The sequence below is a fragment of the Pantoea sp. Cy-640 genome (assembly GCF_011752635.1).
GTDB classification, from domain to species: Bacteria; Pseudomonadota; Gammaproteobacteria; order Enterobacterales; family Enterobacteriaceae; genus Pantoea; species Pantoea dispersa.
In genome coordinates, this window is the sequence record NZ_VWXB01000003.1 from 146,972 (window position 1) to 163,745 (window position 16,774).

Genomic DNA, 16,774 nt, shown 5'->3' on the forward strand with positions numbered 1-16,774 from the left:
GCCGGGCGCTTTTATTATTAAGTCCATCCCAATGGAAACGCCTCAATGACGACTGAAAATATTCATAAACATCGTATTTTGATCCTCGATTTTGGTTCTCAGTATACGCAGCTGGTCGCGCGCCGCGTGCGTGAGCTGGGCGTCTACTGCGAACTCTGGGCGTGGGATGTCACCGAAGAGCAAATCCGCCAGTTCAACCCGAACGGCATCATCCTGTCCGGTGGTCCGGAAAGCACCACCGAGCACAACAGCCCGCGCGCGCCGGAATATGTGTTCAACGCCGGTGTGCCGGTGCTGGGCGTGTGCTATGGCATGCAGACCATGGCGATGCAGCTGGGCGGTAAGGTTGAAGGCTCGAACGAGCGTGAATTTGGTTATGCGCAGGTTGAAGTGACAACCCCGAGCGCGCTGGTGCGTGATATCGAAGATGCCATCAGCGCGGCGGGCAAACCGCTACTCGACGTGTGGATGAGCCACGGTGACAAAGTCACGGCGATCCCGGCAGACTTCGTGACGGTTGCCAGCACCGAAAGCTGCCCGTTTGCCATCATGGCTAACGAAGAGAAGCGTTTCTACGGCGTGCAGTTCCACCCGGAAGTGACGCACACCCGTCAGGGCCTGCGCATGCTGGAGCGTTTTGTGCGCGACATCTGCGGCTGTGAAGCGCTGTGGACGCCAGCCAAAATCATCGAAGATGCGGTAGAGCGCATCCGTGAGCAGGTGGGTGAAGACCGTGTGATTCTCGGCCTGTCCGGCGGCGTGGACTCGTCCGTGACCGCGATGCTGCTGCACCGCGCGATTGGCGAGCGCCTGACCTGTGTGTTCGTCGATAACGGACTGCTGCGTCTGAATGAAGCTGAGCAGGTGATGGACATGTTCGGCGACCACTTTGGTCTGAACATCGTGCACGTTGCGGCAGAAGGGCGCTTCCTCGACGCGCTGGCGGGCGAGAACGATCCGGAAGCCAAACGTAAAATCATCGGCCGCGTGTTTGTGGAAGTGTTCGATGAAGAAGCGCTGAAGCTGACCGACGTGAAGTGGCTGGCGCAGGGCACCATCTATCCGGATGTGATTGAGTCGGCGGCTTCGGCTACCGGTAAAGCGCACGTGATCAAATCGCACCACAACGTGGGCGGTTTGCCGAAAGAGATGAAGATGGGCCTGGTTGAGCCGCTGAAAGAGCTGTTCAAAGATGAAGTGCGTAAAATCGGTCTGGAACTCGGCCTGCCTTACGACATGCTGTACCGCCATCCCTTCCCGGGCCCGGGTCTGGGCGTGCGCGTACTGGGTGAAGTGAAGAAAGAGTACTGCGACCTGCTGCGCCGTGCCGATGCCATCTTTATCGAAGAGCTGCGCAAAGCCGATCTGTACAACAAAGTCAGCCAGGCCTTTACCGTGTTCCTGCCGGTGCGCTCCGTCGGCGTAATGGGCGATGGGCGTAAATACGACTGGGTGGTTTCCCTGCGTGCTGTCGAAACCATCGACTTCATGACGGCCCACTGGGCGCACCTGCCGTACGACTTCCTCGGCCGCGTCTCCAACCGCATCATCAACGAAGTGAACGGCATTTCACGCGTGGTTTATGATATTTCAGGTAAACCGCCTGCGACGATTGAGTGGGAATAACGCCCGCACTGGCAACCGCCAGCACCTGAAGCCTCAAAGCCCGCGTAACTGCGGGCTTTTTTTATCCTGCCATCTTTCGCATCGCCCGATCCGCGCAGAATTCAGATACAGCGCCTACAGCCGTGCCGCCTGATGTTCAATAAATTCTCTGAACCATTGCTGGGCGGGATGCGCGTCGCTGCGCCGGTGCCAGATCAGGTTGAACACCATTTCGGGCAACGACAGCGGTGGAGGGAACAGCACCAGCTGGCGACTGGCCTGCGCATGCAGCGCCACGCGCTTCATCACGGTCGCCGTCATGTGGGTTTGCGCCACGATAGACGGCACCGTAAACATCTGCTGGACCGTCAGCCCCAGCCGGCGCTTTTTACCCTGCTGCGCCAGCACCTGATCAACCAGGCCGTACAGTTCACCTTCCGGCGAGACCAGAATATGCGGCAGCGCCAGGTAGCTCTCCATATTCATGCCGCGTCTGGCCGCCGGATGGTTGCTGGCGACGATGGTGACGAATTCGTCGCGCAATACCGGCCGGGAGATGATGCGGCTATCGCTGTGGGTAGGCATGACGCCGATAGCGACATCAATCGCGCCGGCATCTAACAAATCGACCGCGTGATCGCGGTTGGTAAACGCCTGCACATTCAATGACACGCCGGGGGCGGCGTCCTGTAGCGCCTGCATTAACGAAGGCAGCAACACGAAAGCCGGATACTCCGACACGCCCAGTTTGAAGTTTATTTGCGCTTTTTCCGCTGCAAACGCGGGCTTTGCCACCAGCGTCGCTTCGAGCTGGCGCAACGCCCCGGCGATGGGGCCGGACAGATCGCGCGCACGCGCAGTCGGCAATAAACCCTCCGCGCTGCGCATGAACAGCGGGTCACCGAACAGGGTGCGTAACCGTGACAGTGCCGCACTCATCGCCGGCTGGCTGACGCCCACCTGGGTTGCCGCCCGCGTGACGTTGCGCTCGTTCATCAGCGCGTCAAAAGCCACTAACAGATTGAGATCGATGCCATGAAAATCCATACGGCAAATAATCACTCATATTGAATATTTGTTGGACGAATTGTAGGGCGCTGCGCAAAATTCCACAACCAACCCCCCACCTGAAAGTGAATAACGATGAATCCAGCAGCAGAATACGTACAACGGCTCAAAATTGAACGACAGGCGGTAGAGACGCTCTATCAGGCCTTCAGCGACAACAACCCCGATCTGGTCGATAGCGTGCTGGCACCGTCATGGGAAGACATCCCGCTGGCGCCGGGACAGGCGCCCGGGCCGGAAGGCATCAAGCCGATCATTCGCATGCTGGCGCAGGCCTTTCCGGACGTGCAGATCGTGGTGCATGACATGATTCAGGAACCGGGCCGCATCGCGGCGCGGGCGGAAATCAGCGGCACCCATCTCGGCGAAATTTTCGGTATCGCGCCGACTGGTAAGAAAGTGAGCTTCCGTCTGCATGAGTTCCATGCGCTGGAGGACGGCCGTCTGATCACCACCTGGCACATGGAGGATTGGTTTGGCCTGTTCCTCCAGCTTGGCCAGTTTCCGCCACAAGCCTGAATCAGACCGGAGAGTTGATAATGAAAGCAGCATTGATTGATACGTTTGGCACCGCCGATGTGCTGACGATTGGCGAACGTCAATTACGCGCCGCCAGTCCGGATGAGGTGACGGTGCAGGTTGAAGCGGCGAGCGTTAACCCGCTGGATGTGAAAATCATCTCAGGGCATATGCAGCAGGTTTTCCCGGTGGACCTGCCTTACGTGCCGGGCATGGATTTCTGCGGCGTGATTACAGCAGCTGGCGAGCGCGTTAGCCATTTAAAACCGGGCGATCGCGTATTCGGGCGCACGCCACCGGGTGCAGGCGGGGCTTTTGCACAAAGCCTGGTGATCGCCGCCGATGACGTATGCCTTGTCCCGGCAGCGATGAGCGCCGAACAGGCCGCGGCGCTGCCTACCGCGTTTGGCTCCGCGCAGCAGGCATTGTTCGATGTGGGTCAGCTGCAGCGCGGCGAGCGCGTGCTGATTCACGCCGCAGCGGGTGGCGTCGGCAGCATGGCCGTCCAGCTGGCGCATCAGGCGGGCGCTTATGTCATCGCCACGGCGTCGGCGAAAAACCACGCGCTGGTGACCAGTCTGGGCGCCGATGAAGTGATTGACTACCGCACGCAGGACTTCGCAACAACGCGCGATGTCGATCTGGTGATTGATAGCGTCGGTGGCGAAACGCTGAGCCGCTCCTGGTCCGTGCTGCGCGCTGGCGGGCGCATTGCCTCGCTGGTGGAGTTCGGCATCACGCCTGCCACCGGGTATCACGGCGAGTTTGTCTTCTTCGCCAGCGCGACGCCGTATCTTGCCCGGGCGAGCAGCCTGTTCCAGGCCGGGCAGTTACAGGTCATCACCGACGCTATCTTTTCGCTGGATGATGCGCGCTCCGCGCTGGAGAAGGTGGCGACCGGCCATGCGCGCGGCAAAGTGATTATCCGCGCCAACCCTTAACGCCTGGCGTCATGTCGCAGTAAAAACGCGCCCGCTATCCTGCGGGCGTTTGTTTACCGGTCTGTCGCAGGGGATAAGGATGTGTTAATAATCTGGCGTTAACGGCAGAGGCTTCAGGAGGAAACGTGCTGTTTAATTTCAGAGCTGCGGGCAAGCGCGCACCACCGGGCAAACGCCCGCTGACATCCATCATCATTCTCTATCTTGTGATGCTGTGCGGTACGGCTTTTCTCGCGTTTCTGCCGCTGATCTGCGCGATAGGCGCGGGATATGTCGCCAGTCTGGCGGGCTGCCAGCTGGACGAAGGCAACGTGCATCCCTGTTACATCCTGGGAGAAGATCGCGGCCAGTTGCTGTATGAATTAGGTGTCATGGGCTGGTTCCTGCTCGGCACCATTCCCCTGGGTGGGATACTGTTTTTACTCGCAACGCTCACCTTCATCGTTCAGCTGGTGGGCTATTACCGGCAAACACGCGCTGAGGGTAATCGGTAATTTGCGTCAGTGCTGTTCCGCACAAATCTCCAGGCAAAAACCGAGAAATGCCTCCACCGCCGCCGGGGCCAGACGGCGCGAAGGCCGGGTGATAAACAGCGGATAGGTTTCGTCAGGCCAGTCGGGGAAAAGTTCGACCAGTTCACCGCTGGCGATCAGATGTTGCACGCTCAGCGCCAGCACCTGGGCTACGCCGGCACCGCCGACGCACGCCTGTACCATTAAATCCGGATCGGTGGTGGTCAGATGGCCGTGGGTGGCGACCGTCAGCCGCTGCGTGCCGCGATGAAACTCCCAGCTAAAGGGCTTATTGCTGCGCGGATCGATGTATTGCAGACAATTGTGCTCAGTCAGCTGCGTCGGCTGCGTCGGGTGGCCACAGCGTGCCAGATAGTCCGGGGCGGCCACCGTCAGGACGCGCGTTTGTAACAGCAGGCGTGAGGTCATGGTGGACGGCGGCTGCGGCCCGAAACGCACCGCCACATCAATACCTTCTGCCACCAGATCGCCCACATCGGGCTGCTGCAAAATCGTCAGTTCCAGATGCGGATAACGGGCACGCAGCAGCGGCAGCTTTGCCGCCAGCACATAGCGGGAAAACAGCGGATTCAGGCTCACGCGCAGCGTACCGCGCACCGTCACGGCGGCGCCGGAGACGTAGTTTGCTGCTTCTTCAATCCCTTCCAGATGCGGCGCTGCCCGCTCATACAGGCTGGCACCTTCGCTGGTGAGATGCAGGGTGCGGGTGGTGCGATCCAGCAGGCGCACGCCGAGACGCTGTTCCAGTCGTGAAATCGCCCGGCTGACGCCCGAGGCGGACAACCCCAGCACTTCACCGGCGCGGCTGAAGCTGCCAGCTTCAACCACGGCTGCCAGCACGCTCATGCCGGATAATAGTCGGCCATCAAAACTCATCCTGTTCTCCATCTTTGATTTTTAGCAAAGATCATTTGCCTGAGCCTACCTTTATCAAAAATGCGCTGCAACTTATTGTGTGCCCCGAAACGCGACCGGCACTGACCGCCGGATTCCTGATCTCTTTTGAGGAGAATGTTATGACTGTACGGCGCACCCTTTTTAAAGGCGGCACTATCCTGACGCTGGACGCCAGCGTGCCCGACCTCGTCTGTGGCGATGTGCTGATTGAGGACGATCGTATTGCCGCCGTGGGGGAAAACCTTTCCGCCGACGATGCGCAGGTGATTGATGCCCGCGGCCATATCGTGATGCCAGGCCTGGTGGATGCGCATCACCATATGTGGCTGGGTGCGATGCGCCGTCTGATGCCCAACGTTGACGACCTGTTTGCCTATATCGATGTGGTGGCAGAAACGCTCGGCGCGCATTACCGTCCGCTGGATATGTACCTCAGCACCCGGCTGACGGCGCTGGCTTGCCTGGATGCCGGCATCACCACGGTGATTGATGCCTGCCACAGTTCACGCAGTCCGGCGCATACCGATGCGGCGCTCGACGCGCTGCAGGAGAGCGGGATTCGTGCGCTGCACATGGTTGGCGCAGCAATGGATAAGCAGGCTTCCAGCGATCATCTGCCGGGCGATCTGGCCCGTCTCGCCAGCCGCTGGAACCACGCCGGCAGCCGTGTGCAGGTTGGCCTGTTTGGCCAGCTCAACCTGGCGTGGTGGCGCGTGGCGCGCGAGCTGGATATGCGCATTCTCACTGAGTTTATTGGTGACCTGGCGCAGCTGCCGGCGGAGTTTGCCGAAGCCGGCTTGCTGGGTCCGCACAACATTTTCAACCACTGTACGCGCGTACCGGCGCACACCTGGCAGCAGCTGGCGGACGCGGGCGTCAACATTACCGTGAATCCGCGTTCGGATGCGCTGTTTGGTTTCGACGACGACAGCTTTGCCTGGCAGCAGGCGGTCGATCGCGGAATGACGCCGGCGCTCGGTATCGATCTCGATACCGCCTTCGGCAGCGATCTGTTCGGTGAAATGCAGGCGCTGTTTAACCAGCAGCGCTCAGCGATGCGCTATCGCCGCTTCCGGGGCGAAAGCGACGTACCGGCACCGATTAGCGTGGAAGCCGTACTGCAGTCGGCCACGATTAACGGCGCGCGTGCGGCCGGGCTGGAGCAGCAAACGGGCACGCTGACGCCAGGTAAACAGGCCGACGTTATTATGCTGCGCACCGATGGTATCGGCGTTTTCCCGCTGACCAGCGTGACGGCAACGGTGGTGCAGGCGGTGCAACGCGCCGATGTTGATACCGTGATGGTGGCGGGTGAACTGCGTAAACGTCATGGTCAGTTGCTCAACGTCGATGTGGCACAGCTGAACGCGGAAATCACCGCCTCGCGCGACTATCTGCTGAATGCCAGCGGCTATCACCATCCTTTGTTTGCCTGATTTTCCGCAGCGCGGCGGCCTGCCGCGCTGTCTGTTCATTTATGGAGGCTGTTATGTCTGCATTAAGCGCGCAGGCTGAAGCTGCGCATTTGTCGCGACCGGCGACCGGCGTGATTGCCGCGCTGTTTTGCGGTTATCTGGCGGTCGGCTTGCCGCTGCCGGTAATCCCGCTGTTTATCCATCAGCATCTCGGTTTCAGCAACCTGTGGGTCGGGCTGGTGATCGGGATACAGTTTGTTGCCACCGTGCTGACGCGCGGTTACGCCGGTCAACTGACCGATCGCGTTGGCGGTAAGCGCTCGGCGCTGCAGGGCGCGGCGGTGTGCGCGCTGGCTGGCGTGCTTTACTGGCTGGCCGCACTGCCGGGCTTTTCACCGGCGGTCAGTCTGGCGCTGGTGATTGCCGGACGGCTGGCGGCGGGTATGGGCGAAAGCCAGTTCGTCACCGGCTGCGTGGCCTGGTCAATCGCCTCGGTCGGGCCACAGCGTGCCGGTCTGTCGATGTCCTGGACCGGCATCGCCATGTTTGCCGCGCTGTCGCTCGGTGCCCCTGCCGGCATGATGCTGTATCAGCATGTCGGCTTAGCGGCGGCGATGCTGGCCTGCATCGCGGCTCCGCTGCTGGCGGCGCTCATCGCCACGGCTGCCAGCGGTTATCGCGCGGTCGGGGGAACACGTTTGCCGTTCTATCGGGTGATTGGCCGCATCTGGCGTGAAGGCTGTGGCCTGATGCTGCAGGGCGTCGGACTGGCCGGCCTGACGGCCTTCGCCTCGCTCTACTTCGCCGCGCGTCACTGGCAGCTGGCCGGCTGGGTGATGACCGCGTTTGGCGTTGGTTTTATCGCCGTGCGCCTGGTGCTTGGACATCTGCCGGATCGCATTGGTGGCTACCGCGTGGCGGCTTATTCACTGCTGGTGGAGGCGCTGGGGCAGATGCTGCTGTGGTTTGCGCCTGACGAAACCCTGGCGCTCACCGGCGCGCTGATTACCGGTCTTGGCTGTGCGCTGATCTTTCCCGCCCTCGGCGTGGAAGCGCTGAAGCGCGTGCCGCCGGCCAGTCGCGGCAGCGCCATGGGCGCCTTCGTTGCTTTTCTCGACATCGCTTATGGTATTTCCGGACCGATTGCCGGTGCCATCGCCAGCCACTTCAGCTATGCCGCCGTCTATCTGTTTGGTGCGGCCTGTGCGCTGCTCGGGGCGCTGCTGGCGCTGACATCGCGCGCCGCTTCACTTCACGCTTAAGGGGTTTTCCATGTCACGTATTTTTATTTCCGGTTCATCCACCGGCCTCGGGCTGATGGCGGCTGAACTGCTGGTTGAGCAGGGCCATCAGGTGGTGCTGCACGGACGCAACGCCGCGCGTGCCCGCGCCGCGCAGGAGGCGCTACCGCAGGCTGAAGCCGTGGTCAGCGGCGACGTGATAACCATCGCCGGCGCCCGCAGTGTGGCGCAGCAGGTTAATGCGCTCGGCAGATTTGATGCGGTGATCCACAACGTGGCGGTTGGCTATCGCGAGCCTTATCAGTTAACCGCAGATGGCCTGCCGCATCTGTTCGCCATCAACACGCTGGCACCCTATATTCTTACGGCGCTGATTGAACGGCCGCAGCGGCTGATTTACCTCAGCTCCGGCATGCATCATCATGCCGAAGCTAACCTGGATGATATTTTGTGGCAGCGGCGGCGCTGGCACGCTTCGCAGGCTTATGCTGAGAGTAAACTGCATGATGCCATACTGGCGTTTGCTATCGCCCGGCGCTGGCCGCAGGTATACAGCAACGCGCTGGAGCCAGGCTGGGTGCCGACCAAAATGGGCGGTGCCGGGGCACCCGACGATCTTGATCAGGCGCATCGTACCCAGGTGTGGTTAGCCACCGCCGATGAGGCGCGCGTCAGCGGGGAGTATTTTTATCACCGTCAGGCGCTGGCGGCTAATCCGCAGGCGCGCAATCCACGGCTGCAGCAGCAGTTGCTGGCGATATGCGCCGATATCAGCGGTATCGCCCTGCCTGACTAAGGAAAAATCAGCTGACCGGGCACCGCAACGCATTTTTTGTCCACCGCATAGTTGGTGAATACAGACGCTGCCGTTTCGGCGCATCATGGCGGGAGCGTTTTTTCACCACCGGGATGCCCATGCATGTTGCCTGTTAAAGCTGTTTTACTCTCTTTTCTCTGTGTGGTGTTACTGTCGCTGGCGGCCAGCCTGGCGCAGGCGACGCGCAGCGGTGAGTTCACCACCGAACGCGGCGGCTGGGCGACAGCGCGCCGTGATTCGGCTGGGCTGGCACCGGATCCGCAGCGCTTCGCCAGTGAGGCGATTGTGCAGGTGTATGCTGCGCCGACCTACGGCTGGAAAGGCGCGGTGGCCGTGCATCCGTGGATTATCTTTAAGCGCGCCGGAGAAACCCGCTACAACCGTTATGAGGTGATCAGCTGGGGCAGCGGCGATAAAGTGCGGCGCAACAGCAATCTGCCGGACGGCTACTGGTACGGTGCGCGTCCGCGTTTGCTGGTGTCACATCGCGGTGCGGCTGCGCAGGCGATGATCCCGCAGATTGAAGCGGCGATTCAATCCTATCCGTGGCCCAACACCTATCATGCGTGGCCGGGCCCCAACAGCAACACCTTCCTCGCTCACATTGGCCGTGAAGTGCCGGCGCTGAAGCTCGATTTGCCCGCCAATGCCATCGGTAAGGATTTCCGTTCGCTGCTGCATCCGCTTGGCCTGCCGCCATCCGGGCGCGGCGTGCAGCTGTCGCTGCTCGGCGTGCTGGGCGTCACGCTGGGAGCGGAAGAGGGCGTGGAGGTGAATCTGCTGGGACTGAATCTGGGGCTGGATTTCACCCCGCTGCGCCTGCGGCTGCCGTTTATCGGCGGGGTGGGGCAGGATAATTTACAGAAGGATAAGCCCTGAGACAGCGCCGCGCCGCGACAGTATCGGTTCGCGGGCGGCGCGGGCTCGCAGCCGTTAACAGACGCCGAAATCCCCGTCTTCATGATAGAGATTGACGCTGTCGGCCTTCACCTCGATCTCTTTTTTGATCGGATCGTCAACGCGGGCGCACCACAGCGTATCGCCCGCAACGCGCAACACCTGCATTTTTGGACCACCGGTTTTCGCCTGCACAAAATCATCCACGTTAAACATCACTGCTCTCCAGCTGATTAGGGATCAACGCTGATTGTAGCTGCGCTTTAGTGGCCGTGCAGCAGAAACAGCGTGGCCAGACCGAGGAAGATAAAGAAGCCGCCGGTATCGGTGATGGCGGTGATCAGCACGCTGGAGCCGACCGCCGGGTCGCGTTTGAGTTTGGTCATAATCAGCGGAATCAGCACGCCCATCAGCGCCGCCAGCAGCAGATTCAGCACCATCGCCAGCATCATCACGCCGCCCAGTTGCAGGTTGTCGTACATCAGCCAGGTCACGCCGCCCATGATGCCGCCCCAGAACAGGCCGTTAAGCAGCGCCACGCCGAGTTCGCGCGCAATCAGAAACGAAAAGTTGCCGGGTTCAACCTGATGCAGCGCCAGCGCGCGCACGATCATGGTGATGGTCTGATTGCCGGTATTACCGCCAATGCCGGCGACAATCGGCATCAGCGTGGCCAGCGCCACCAGCTGCGAAATGGTGTCCTCAAACAGGCCAATGACGCGCGAGGCGATAAATGCCGTACACAGGTTGACGGCCAGCCAGGTCCAGCGCTTTCTTACCGCTTTGCGCACCGGTGCAAACACGTCTTCACCCTGGCTGATGCCGCCCATCTTACGGATGTTGCTTTCGTTCTCTTCGTTCACCAGGTCAATCACATCTTCCACGGTGATACGGCCAATCAGCTTGCCTTTGGCATCGGTCACCGCAGCAGAGATCAGGTTATAGCGTTCGAAGGCGCTGGCGGCCTCTTCCGCTTTGTCATCCAGCTGGAAAGTGGTGGGGCGCGCGTTCATCACCTCAGCCACCAGCGTTTTAGGTTTGTTGAGCAGGATATCGGTCAGCGCCAGTTCACCCAGCAGCTGATTGTGTTCGTCGGTGATGAAGATTTTATCGGTGCCGTCCGGCATGCTTTTGCGCTTGCGCAGAAAGCGTTGCACCGTTGCCAGCGTCACGTCTGAGCGCACGGTCAGGATATTAAAGTCCATCACCTGGCCGACGCGATCGCGATCCAGCTCAATCACATCCAGCAGCCGGGCGCGCAGGCTGGGGTCGAGCGTGGTGAGCAGGCGGCCGGTGAGATCGCGCGGCAGGTAACGCGCCAGATAGACCTGATCGTCAATATCCAGCGGCTCGATGGCGCGAAGGATTTCGCGGTCGGTCATCTCTTCCGTCAGGCTGGCCCACACGGTTTCGGAGGCCTCCACCAGCACGCGACCGCGCTGCTCGTAGGGTACCAGCCGCCACAGCGCCAGACGCTCCTCTTCCGGCAGCGCTTCGAGAATGTCCGCCAGGTCGGCGGCGTGCAGCTGCGGCAGTTCATGCTCCAGCTGCTGACGCCAGCCGGTGATTTTGCGCAGTTCGGCGGCATTGAGGTCGACGGATTTATCCAGCAGCACATCGACTAAATCGTGCTCGCTGAGCAGAAGGTGCAGAATTCGCTGGCGGGTTTCTGATAGTTGTTGTGCGTGCGAAGCAGACATAACGCGTCCTTTGTGTCTGTAAAGTCAGGTCAAAGTGTAGCGCGTTGCGGGTAAAGTGGGCGTAACAAGCAGCATTGCCGCGGCGGACAATGTGATGGCAGAGCGACGATGACCCGCAAATTCCTTAGCGCGTCTCGCTGGTGCTCAGTGTGACCGGTTCAGGTGCGGCTTTCTTTTGCTGATGATGCTCGATGGCACCGGGGATAATGAAAATCAGACGGCCAACCAAAATAAAGAAACTGATCAGCAAAACGATGCGGGTCATGGTACCGGTTTTGGGACGTCTTCGTGCAGAGATGGCGCTATTCACGCGGGGTGGTTCCTGTCAAAGCCCGGCTGGGCGGTGGCAACATTTAGTCACAACCCGACCGGGAGGTCAACCGCTGCGTGAAAAATGAGCAGAAAAGGTTAAGGTTGCTTTGATCGATATCAGCCGCCGGGCGAAGCGTGCGTCATCGACTCTGCAGGGGCGTCATTGATGGCGACCGAAAGCCGCATGATGTGACTCATGCCAGTTAGCCTTTGAATTGGTTTAAAAAACGAGGCACTTTTCGTAGCGGCGCAATTTATTGCGCGATGAATCGCGCCGCTACGATAGGGTGCGGCTTGCGTTTTCGTCACCGAACGGCATCACGCCATTGATGGCGACCGAAACTCGCATGATGTAACGCTTGAAAGTTAACCTTTGAATTTATTTAAAAAAAGAGGCACTTTTCGTAGCGGCGCAATTTATTGCGCGATGAATCGCGCCGCTACGATAGGGTGCGGCTTGCGTTTTCGTCACCGAACGGCATTACGCCATTGATGGCGACCGAAACTCGCATACTTTCACCAACCGCATTAATCCGTTGTAGGGTCGCCATTGATGGCGACCGGACCATCTTGTTGCCAGACATCAGTAGCTGGCTTTCTGCGCCAGCAGGGTAGCGAAGCGATACTTAATGCGCTGACCGTGTTCATCGCGGCGATGCAGTTCACCGACCTCTTCGTTGTACTTCACGATGTGCCAGTTACGGTAATAATGGCTCAGCTCGCCCGATTTAAAGGTAAACGGGAAGTTTTGCGTGTTGGGATAATCGTCGGTGCTCATCGCCGCCACAATCAGGTTGTAACCGTACTTGCGCGTGCTGGCCTGCATATCGGCGATCAGCTGCGGGATGGTCGCCGGCTGCAGGAACATCATCACCACGGTGGAAAACACAAACTGATAATCACCGTTGAAGCGCACCTGATTCAGGTCGCACTGTTCGGTATGTATCTGCTGCAGCTGCTCTTCCGCGATGATGCTGTTAAGGCGTTCCAGGCTCTGCGGATTGTTGTCCCAGGCGGTAACAGTAAAACCGTGCTGATTGAGCAGCAGGCTGTTGCGGCCCTGGCCGCAGCCGAGGTCCAGCGCGTTACCCACTGCCAGTTTTGGCAGCGCGGCCAGCACTTCGGAGTGGGGCGGCGTCAGGCCGTATTTCTCCGCAAAATAGTTATCGGGGCGTGTTGTCATAGTGCTATTGCGGGCCTGAAGCCCGCGTTACTCCTCTTCCAGCATCAGTTTCCAGCCGGTGACGTCATTCCAGTAAGCCTGCTCCCGCTCCAGATCCAGCTGAACCAGCGTATTCTGACTGAGGAAACCGGCCGGGAAGGTCAGCGTCCAGTGGCCATCGTCGGTGCTCAGCTTCAGCGTGTCGGGGCGCGTGGTGGCCTGACGCTGATTGTTCAGCAGGGTGCCGAGCCGCAGCAGGAAGATCATCGGCAGGAACTGTTTCTTTTTAAACAAGGTGAAACGCGGCATCTCATCCTGCTTCACCGCTTTACGGTGGAAGCGTACCAGCGTGGCCAGCAGCATCTGTTGATCCTGATTAAAGCCCGGCATATTGGAGTTCTGCAGGATGTAGGCCGAATGACGCTGCATACCGCTGTGGTTGATGGTCAGCCCGACTTCGTGCAGCAGCGCTGCCCACTTCATCAGCGCCGTCAGCTGGGGATTGGCCAGCTTCGGATTCTGCTCCAGCCACTGGCTGTACAGCTGTTCGGTGGTTTCCAGCACGCGGCGTGCCTGGTCACTGTCGATGGCGTAATGATTCGCCAGGCTCTGTGCGGTACGGCTGCGGATATCCTGATGGCGGAAGCGGCCCTCCATCTCATACAGCACGCCTTCACGCAGTGCGCCATCCGACAGGCGCAGCTCGCGAATGGCCAGCGCGTCAAACACGCCACACAGAATCGCCAGCCCCGGCACAAACACCGCCTTGCGCTCATCCGACAGCCCCGGCAGGCTCAGGGCAGCAAAGGATTTGTGCTTCAGCACTTCGCTCACCAGCATGTCGAGGTTTTCCGGCGTCACGCGCTTCTCTTTCTCGCCCATCGCCAGCAGCACTTCGCAGGCCGCTTTGATACTGCCGGACGCGCCCAGCGCATACTGCCAGCCCTGCAGACGGTACTGCCACGCCAGCGTTTCCAGCTTTTGCGCGGCGGCCAGCCGGGCGCGGCGGAAATTCTCCTGGCTAATCTCGCCTTTCGGGAAGTAGAGGTTGGCGAAGCTGACGCAGCCCATGCGGCGACTTTCCACCAGCTGCGGCTCAAAATCTTCGCCGATCACCAGCTCGGTTGAACCGCCGCCGATATCAATCACCAGCTTGCGGCCTTTCTCCGGCTGCGTGTGCTCAACGCCCATAAAGATCAGGCGCGCCTCTTCATTGCCGGAAATCACCTCAATCGGGTAAGGGATGACTTCCGCGGCGCGCTGCAGAAACTCTTCCGCGTTGGACGCGATGCGCAGCGTGTGCGTACCGACGATGGTGACGTTGGCGGCACTAAACCCCTGCAGGCGCTCGGCAAACAGTGCCAGGCAGCTCAGCCCGCGCTCCATCGCTTCTTCGCTCAGGCGATTTTGCGCATCCAGCCCGTCGGCGAGGTGCACGCGCTGTTTCAGACGTCCCAGCACCTGCATGGCGCCATCCACCACACGGGCAATCACCATGTGGAAGCTGTTCGAGCCGAGATCGATGGCGGCGAATTCCTGCGGTTTCGGCGTACTTTTATGGGAGATTGGCATAGGCGTTATTCGGGTTGTTCCAGTTTCTTGATGTAATCGTAAATCGCCAGCTGCGAGCGCACCTTCTTGCGATTGCCGCGCGGAACATAACGGTTACTCAATTCTTTGTCTACGATGCGGGCTTTTACCGTATCACTTAACAGAATGGCAATGATATCCAGTATGCGCTGTTTCAGGCGCGGATCGAGCACCGACACCGCCACTTCGATACGATAATCGATGTTGCGCGTCATCCAGTCCGCCGACGACAGGAATACTTTTTTATCGCCGCCGCTTTCAAAAATATAGACGCGGTCGTGCTCAAGGTAGCGGTCAACGATACTGGTGATGCGAATATTTTCACTGATGCCCGGCAAATCGGGGATCAGCGAGCACATGCCGCGCACCAGCAGGTTGATCTTCACGCCGGCCGATGAGGCGGCATACAGCCGATCCACCAGACCATTGTCCACCAGGTTGTTGATTTTCAGCGTAATGCCGGAAGGATTGCCCTGCTGCGCGTTGGCAATCTCGTTATCAATCAGCTGATACAGCATGGCGCGCGAGTTTTGCGGCGACACCATCAGGTGTTCGAACGTTACCGGGCGATACGGGTTTTCGATAAAGTTAAATACGCGCCGGACTTCGTTGGTGATGCGCGCATCGGCGGTCAGCAGCGAATAGTCAGTGTAAATACGCGCGGTTTTTTCGTTGAAGTTGCCGGTCCCGATGTGGGCGTAACGCACCACTTCTTCGCCCTCGCGGCGGGAGATCAGGAACAGCTTGGCGTGAATCTTCAGGCCGGGCGCCGAGAAGATCACATGCACGCCCGCTTCGGTCAGCCGCTTCGCCCAGCGAATGTTGGCTTCTTCATCGAAGCGCGCCTGCAGCTCGACCACCACCGTGACCTTTTTACCGTTGTAGGCGGCGTGGATCATCGCATCCATGATGCGCGAATTCTTGGCCACGCGGTAAATGTTGATCTTGATGGCCAGCACGTTCGGGTCAAACGACGCCTGACGCAGCAGCTCCAGCACGTGCTCAAAGGTGTGGTACGGATAGTAAAGCAGCACATCGCGGTTGCGGATGGCATCAAAGCCGTTGCGGAAGCCATCAAAACCGATATGACGAATCTGCGGCAGCGGACGATTTTCCAGATTGGCTTTGCCCACGTTCGGGAAGCCGATGAAATCTTTGAAGTTATGATAACGGCCGCCCGGCACAATCGAGTCGTAACTGGAGATCGACAGCTTATGGCGCAGCATTTCCACCATCGCATCGGGCATATCGCGCTGATAGACAAAGCGCACCGGCTCGGCGGTCAGGCGCTGTTTCAGGCTGGAGGACATCAGCTCCAGCAGGCTGGATTCCATCTCCGTGACCAGGTCGTACTCGGCGTCGCGCGTCATTTTCATTGAGTAGGCGTTCAGCGCGTCGTAATCAAAGAAGCCTTTGAAAATCTCATCAAGGCAGTAGCGCAGAATGTTATCCAGCAGAATCATTGGCTTGCGACGGCGCGGCGATTCTGCCGGCAGATTCACAAAGCGCGGCACTTTATCGGACGGGATCTCCAGCAGGGCGTAACGGATTTCTTCGCCGCGGATAATCTCCACCGCCAGATAGGTGTAGTCGTCTTTCAGGAACTCAATCAGGTCGGTGTCGTGGTTGATCAGAATGGGCGTGACGTGCTGGCGCAGTTGATGCTTAAAGTAGTAGCGCAGCCACTCCTGCTGATTGGGTGACAGCTGGCGCTCATTGATCAGGAAAATCTGGTTGCGCGCCATCTCCAGCAGCAGATCGTTATACAGCGCATCGAACTCCTGATCCGATTTCTGTACCCGCAGCTGAATCTTTTTCAGCAAATGGCGCAGGGTGGTGGGCGTCCCCTGTTCTTCGCCAATCAGAATGCGGCGCTTGAGATCGGCAAAGCGCACTTTATAAAACTCTTCCAGGTTATTGGAATAGATGCCGAGAAAACGCATGCGCTCAATGAGCGGATTGCTTTTATCAGCGGCTTCCTGCAGCACGCGTTCGTTAAAGGTTAACCAGCTTAGTTCTTTTTCTATATACAGCTTTTCCTGACCCATTCTGACTCCGTGATGCTGTTGCTGGACGG

The 16,774-nt window shown here is 59.4% G+C and carries 16 protein-coding genes; 8 read left to right on the plus strand and 8 right to left on the minus strand.

Annotation, left to right across the window (positions count from 1 at the left end):
- Positions 1 to 45 precede the first annotated feature (45 nt).
- Positions 46 to 1,626 carry a glutamine-hydrolyzing GMP synthase gene (gene guaA / locus F3J36_RS09505; protein ID WP_021506569.1) on the plus strand — a complete coding sequence of 527 codons (1,581 nt, stop codon included), beginning with the start codon at positions 46 to 48 and terminating at the stop codon, positions 1,624 to 1,626.
- A 114-nt stretch (positions 1,627 to 1,740) separates the two neighbouring features.
- On the opposite strand, the gene F3J36_RS09510 is transcribed toward guaA, so the two are convergent.
- Positions 1,741 to 2,652 (minus strand): LysR family transcriptional regulator, encoded by a 912-nt coding sequence (locus F3J36_RS09510; RefSeq protein WP_166719575.1) that lies wholly within the window; start codon positions 2,650 to 2,652, stop codon positions 1,741 to 1,743.
- A gap of 96 nt (positions 2,653 to 2,748) precedes the next feature.
- On the opposite strand from F3J36_RS09510, the gene F3J36_RS09515 reads away from it, so the two are divergent.
- The 3 genes from F3J36_RS09515 (at position 2,749) to F3J36_RS09525 (ending at position 4,627) form a co-directional block, all read left to right on the plus strand.
- Entirely contained in the window at positions 2,749 to 3,192 is a 444-nt protein-coding gene (locus tag F3J36_RS09515; RefSeq protein ID WP_058770844.1) for an ester cyclase, read from the plus strand.
- Positions 3,193 to 3,212: 20 nt separating this feature from the next.
- Positions 3,213 to 4,133: an NADP-dependent oxidoreductase gene (locus F3J36_RS09520; RefSeq protein ID WP_166719576.1), complete on the plus strand. Its 921-nt coding sequence runs from the start codon at positions 3,213 to 3,215 to the stop codon at positions 4,131 to 4,133.
- A 125-nt stretch (positions 4,134 to 4,258) separates the two neighbouring features.
- Positions 4,259 to 4,627: a hypothetical protein gene (locus F3J36_RS09525; RefSeq protein ID WP_166719577.1), complete on the plus strand. Its 369-nt coding sequence runs from the start codon at positions 4,259 to 4,261 to the stop codon at positions 4,625 to 4,627.
- 6 nt (positions 4,628 to 4,633) lie between these two features.
- Here F3J36_RS09525 and F3J36_RS09530 read toward each other — a convergent pair whose 3' ends face one another.
- The gene (locus F3J36_RS09530) at positions 4,634 to 5,542 is read right to left on the minus strand and encodes a LysR family transcriptional regulator (protein ID WP_152390572.1); all 909 of its coding nucleotides are present in this window, start codon (positions 5,540 to 5,542) and stop codon (positions 4,634 to 4,636) included.
- Between the two features lie 140 nt (positions 5,543 to 5,682).
- Between F3J36_RS09530 and F3J36_RS09535 the strand changes: the two genes are divergently transcribed.
- The 4 genes from F3J36_RS09535 (at position 5,683) to F3J36_RS09550 (ending at position 9,915) form a co-directional block, all read left to right on the plus strand.
- Positions 5,683 to 6,999, plus strand: a complete 1,317-nt coding sequence (locus F3J36_RS09535; RefSeq protein WP_166711985.1) for an amidohydrolase family protein — start codon at positions 5,683 to 5,685, stop codon at positions 6,997 to 6,999.
- Positions 7,000 to 7,052: 53 nt separating this feature from the next.
- Positions 7,053 to 8,240, plus strand: a complete 1,188-nt coding sequence (locus F3J36_RS24185) for an arabinose transporter (protein ID WP_247653166.1) — start codon at positions 7,053 to 7,055, stop codon at positions 8,238 to 8,240.
- A gap of 10 nt (positions 8,241 to 8,250) precedes the next feature.
- The gene (locus tag F3J36_RS09545; protein ID WP_021506577.1) at positions 8,251 to 9,015 is read left to right on the plus strand and encodes an SDR family oxidoreductase; all 765 of its coding nucleotides are present in this window, start codon (positions 8,251 to 8,253) and stop codon (positions 9,013 to 9,015) included.
- Positions 9,016 to 9,138: 123 nt separating this feature from the next.
- Positions 9,139 to 9,915, plus strand: a complete 777-nt coding sequence (locus tag F3J36_RS09550) for a DUF3750 domain-containing protein (protein ID WP_021506578.1) — start codon at positions 9,139 to 9,141, stop codon at positions 9,913 to 9,915.
- Between the two features lie 54 nt (positions 9,916 to 9,969).
- On the opposite strand, the gene F3J36_RS09555 is transcribed toward F3J36_RS09550, so the two are convergent.
- The 6 genes from F3J36_RS09555 to ppk1 all read right to left on the minus strand — a co-directional run bounded on the left by F3J36_RS09555 (position 9,970) and on the right by ppk1 (position 16,745).
- On the minus strand, positions 9,970 to 10,149 hold the full coding sequence (locus F3J36_RS09555) for a hypothetical protein (RefSeq protein WP_010617609.1): 180 nt from the start codon (positions 10,147 to 10,149) through the stop codon (positions 9,970 to 9,972).
- A gap of 47 nt (positions 10,150 to 10,196) precedes the next feature.
- The gene (gene mgtE / locus F3J36_RS09560; protein WP_021506579.1) at positions 10,197 to 11,633 is read right to left on the minus strand and encodes a magnesium transporter; all 1,437 of its coding nucleotides are present in this window, start codon (positions 11,631 to 11,633) and stop codon (positions 10,197 to 10,199) included.
- 124 nt (positions 11,634 to 11,757) lie between these two features.
- A complete protein-coding gene (locus F3J36_RS09565; protein ID WP_022548292.1) occupies positions 11,758 to 11,943 on the minus strand; it encodes a YfgG family protein in 186 nt (61 codons plus the stop codon).
- A gap of 585 nt (positions 11,944 to 12,528) precedes the next feature.
- On the minus strand, positions 12,529 to 13,128 hold the full coding sequence (gene tehB / locus F3J36_RS09570) for a tellurite resistance methyltransferase TehB (protein ID WP_021506581.1): 600 nt from the start codon (positions 13,126 to 13,128) through the stop codon (positions 12,529 to 12,531).
- Between the two features lie 27 nt (positions 13,129 to 13,155).
- Positions 13,156 to 14,679: an exopolyphosphatase gene (ppx, locus tag F3J36_RS09575; RefSeq protein WP_021506582.1), complete on the minus strand. Its 1,524-nt coding sequence runs from the start codon at positions 14,677 to 14,679 to the stop codon at positions 13,156 to 13,158.
- A 5-nt stretch (positions 14,680 to 14,684) separates the two neighbouring features.
- Positions 14,685 to 16,745, minus strand: coding sequence for a polyphosphate kinase 1 (ppk1, locus tag F3J36_RS09580; RefSeq protein WP_021506583.1), 2,061 nt, complete (start codon positions 16,743 to 16,745; stop codon positions 14,685 to 14,687).
- Positions 16,746 to 16,774 lie beyond the last annotated feature (29 nt).

Bases quoted from the DNA above. Each gene is read 5' to 3' on its own strand.
- F3J36_RS09535 (WP_166711985.1), top strand. From the start codon at position 5,683: ATGACTGTACGGCGCACCCTTTTTAAAGGCGGCACTATCCTGACGCTG.
- F3J36_RS09515 (WP_058770844.1), top strand. From the start codon at position 2,749: ATGAATCCAGCAGCAGAATACGTACAACGGCTCAAAATTGAACGACAG.
- F3J36_RS09520 (WP_166719576.1), top strand. From the start codon at position 3,213: ATGAAAGCAGCATTGATTGATACGTTTGGCACCGCCGATGTGCTGACG.
- F3J36_RS09550 (WP_021506578.1), top strand. From the start codon at position 9,139: ATGTTGCCTGTTAAAGCTGTTTTACTCTCTTTTCTCTGTGTGGTGTTA.
- F3J36_RS09510 (WP_166719575.1), bottom strand. From the start codon at position 2,652: ATGGATTTTCATGGCATCGATCTCAATCTGTTAGTGGCTTTTGACGCG.
- guaA (WP_021506569.1), top strand. From the start codon at position 46: ATGACGACTGAAAATATTCATAAACATCGTATTTTGATCCTCGATTTT.
- F3J36_RS09545 (WP_021506577.1), top strand. From the start codon at position 8,251: ATGTCACGTATTTTTATTTCCGGTTCATCCACCGGCCTCGGGCTGATG.
- F3J36_RS09555 (WP_010617609.1), bottom strand. From the start codon at position 10,149: ATGTTTAACGTGGATGATTTTGTGCAGGCGAAAACCGGTGGTCCAAAA.
- tehB (WP_021506581.1), bottom strand. From the start codon at position 13,128: ATGACAACACGCCCCGATAACTATTTTGCGGAGAAATACGGCCTGACG.
- ppk1 (WP_021506583.1), bottom strand. From the start codon at position 16,745: ATGGGTCAGGAAAAGCTGTATATAGAAAAAGAACTAAGCTGGTTAACC.
- F3J36_RS24185 (WP_247653166.1), top strand. From the start codon at position 7,053: ATGTCTGCATTAAGCGCGCAGGCTGAAGCTGCGCATTTGTCGCGACCG.
- F3J36_RS09530 (WP_152390572.1), bottom strand. From the start codon at position 5,542: ATGAGTTTTGATGGCCGACTATTATCCGGCATGAGCGTGCTGGCAGCC.
- mgtE (WP_021506579.1), bottom strand. From the start codon at position 11,633: ATGTCTGCTTCGCACGCACAACAACTATCAGAAACCCGCCAGCGAATT.
- ppx (WP_021506582.1), bottom strand. From the start codon at position 14,679: ATGCCAATCTCCCATAAAAGTACGCCGAAACCGCAGGAATTCGCCGCC.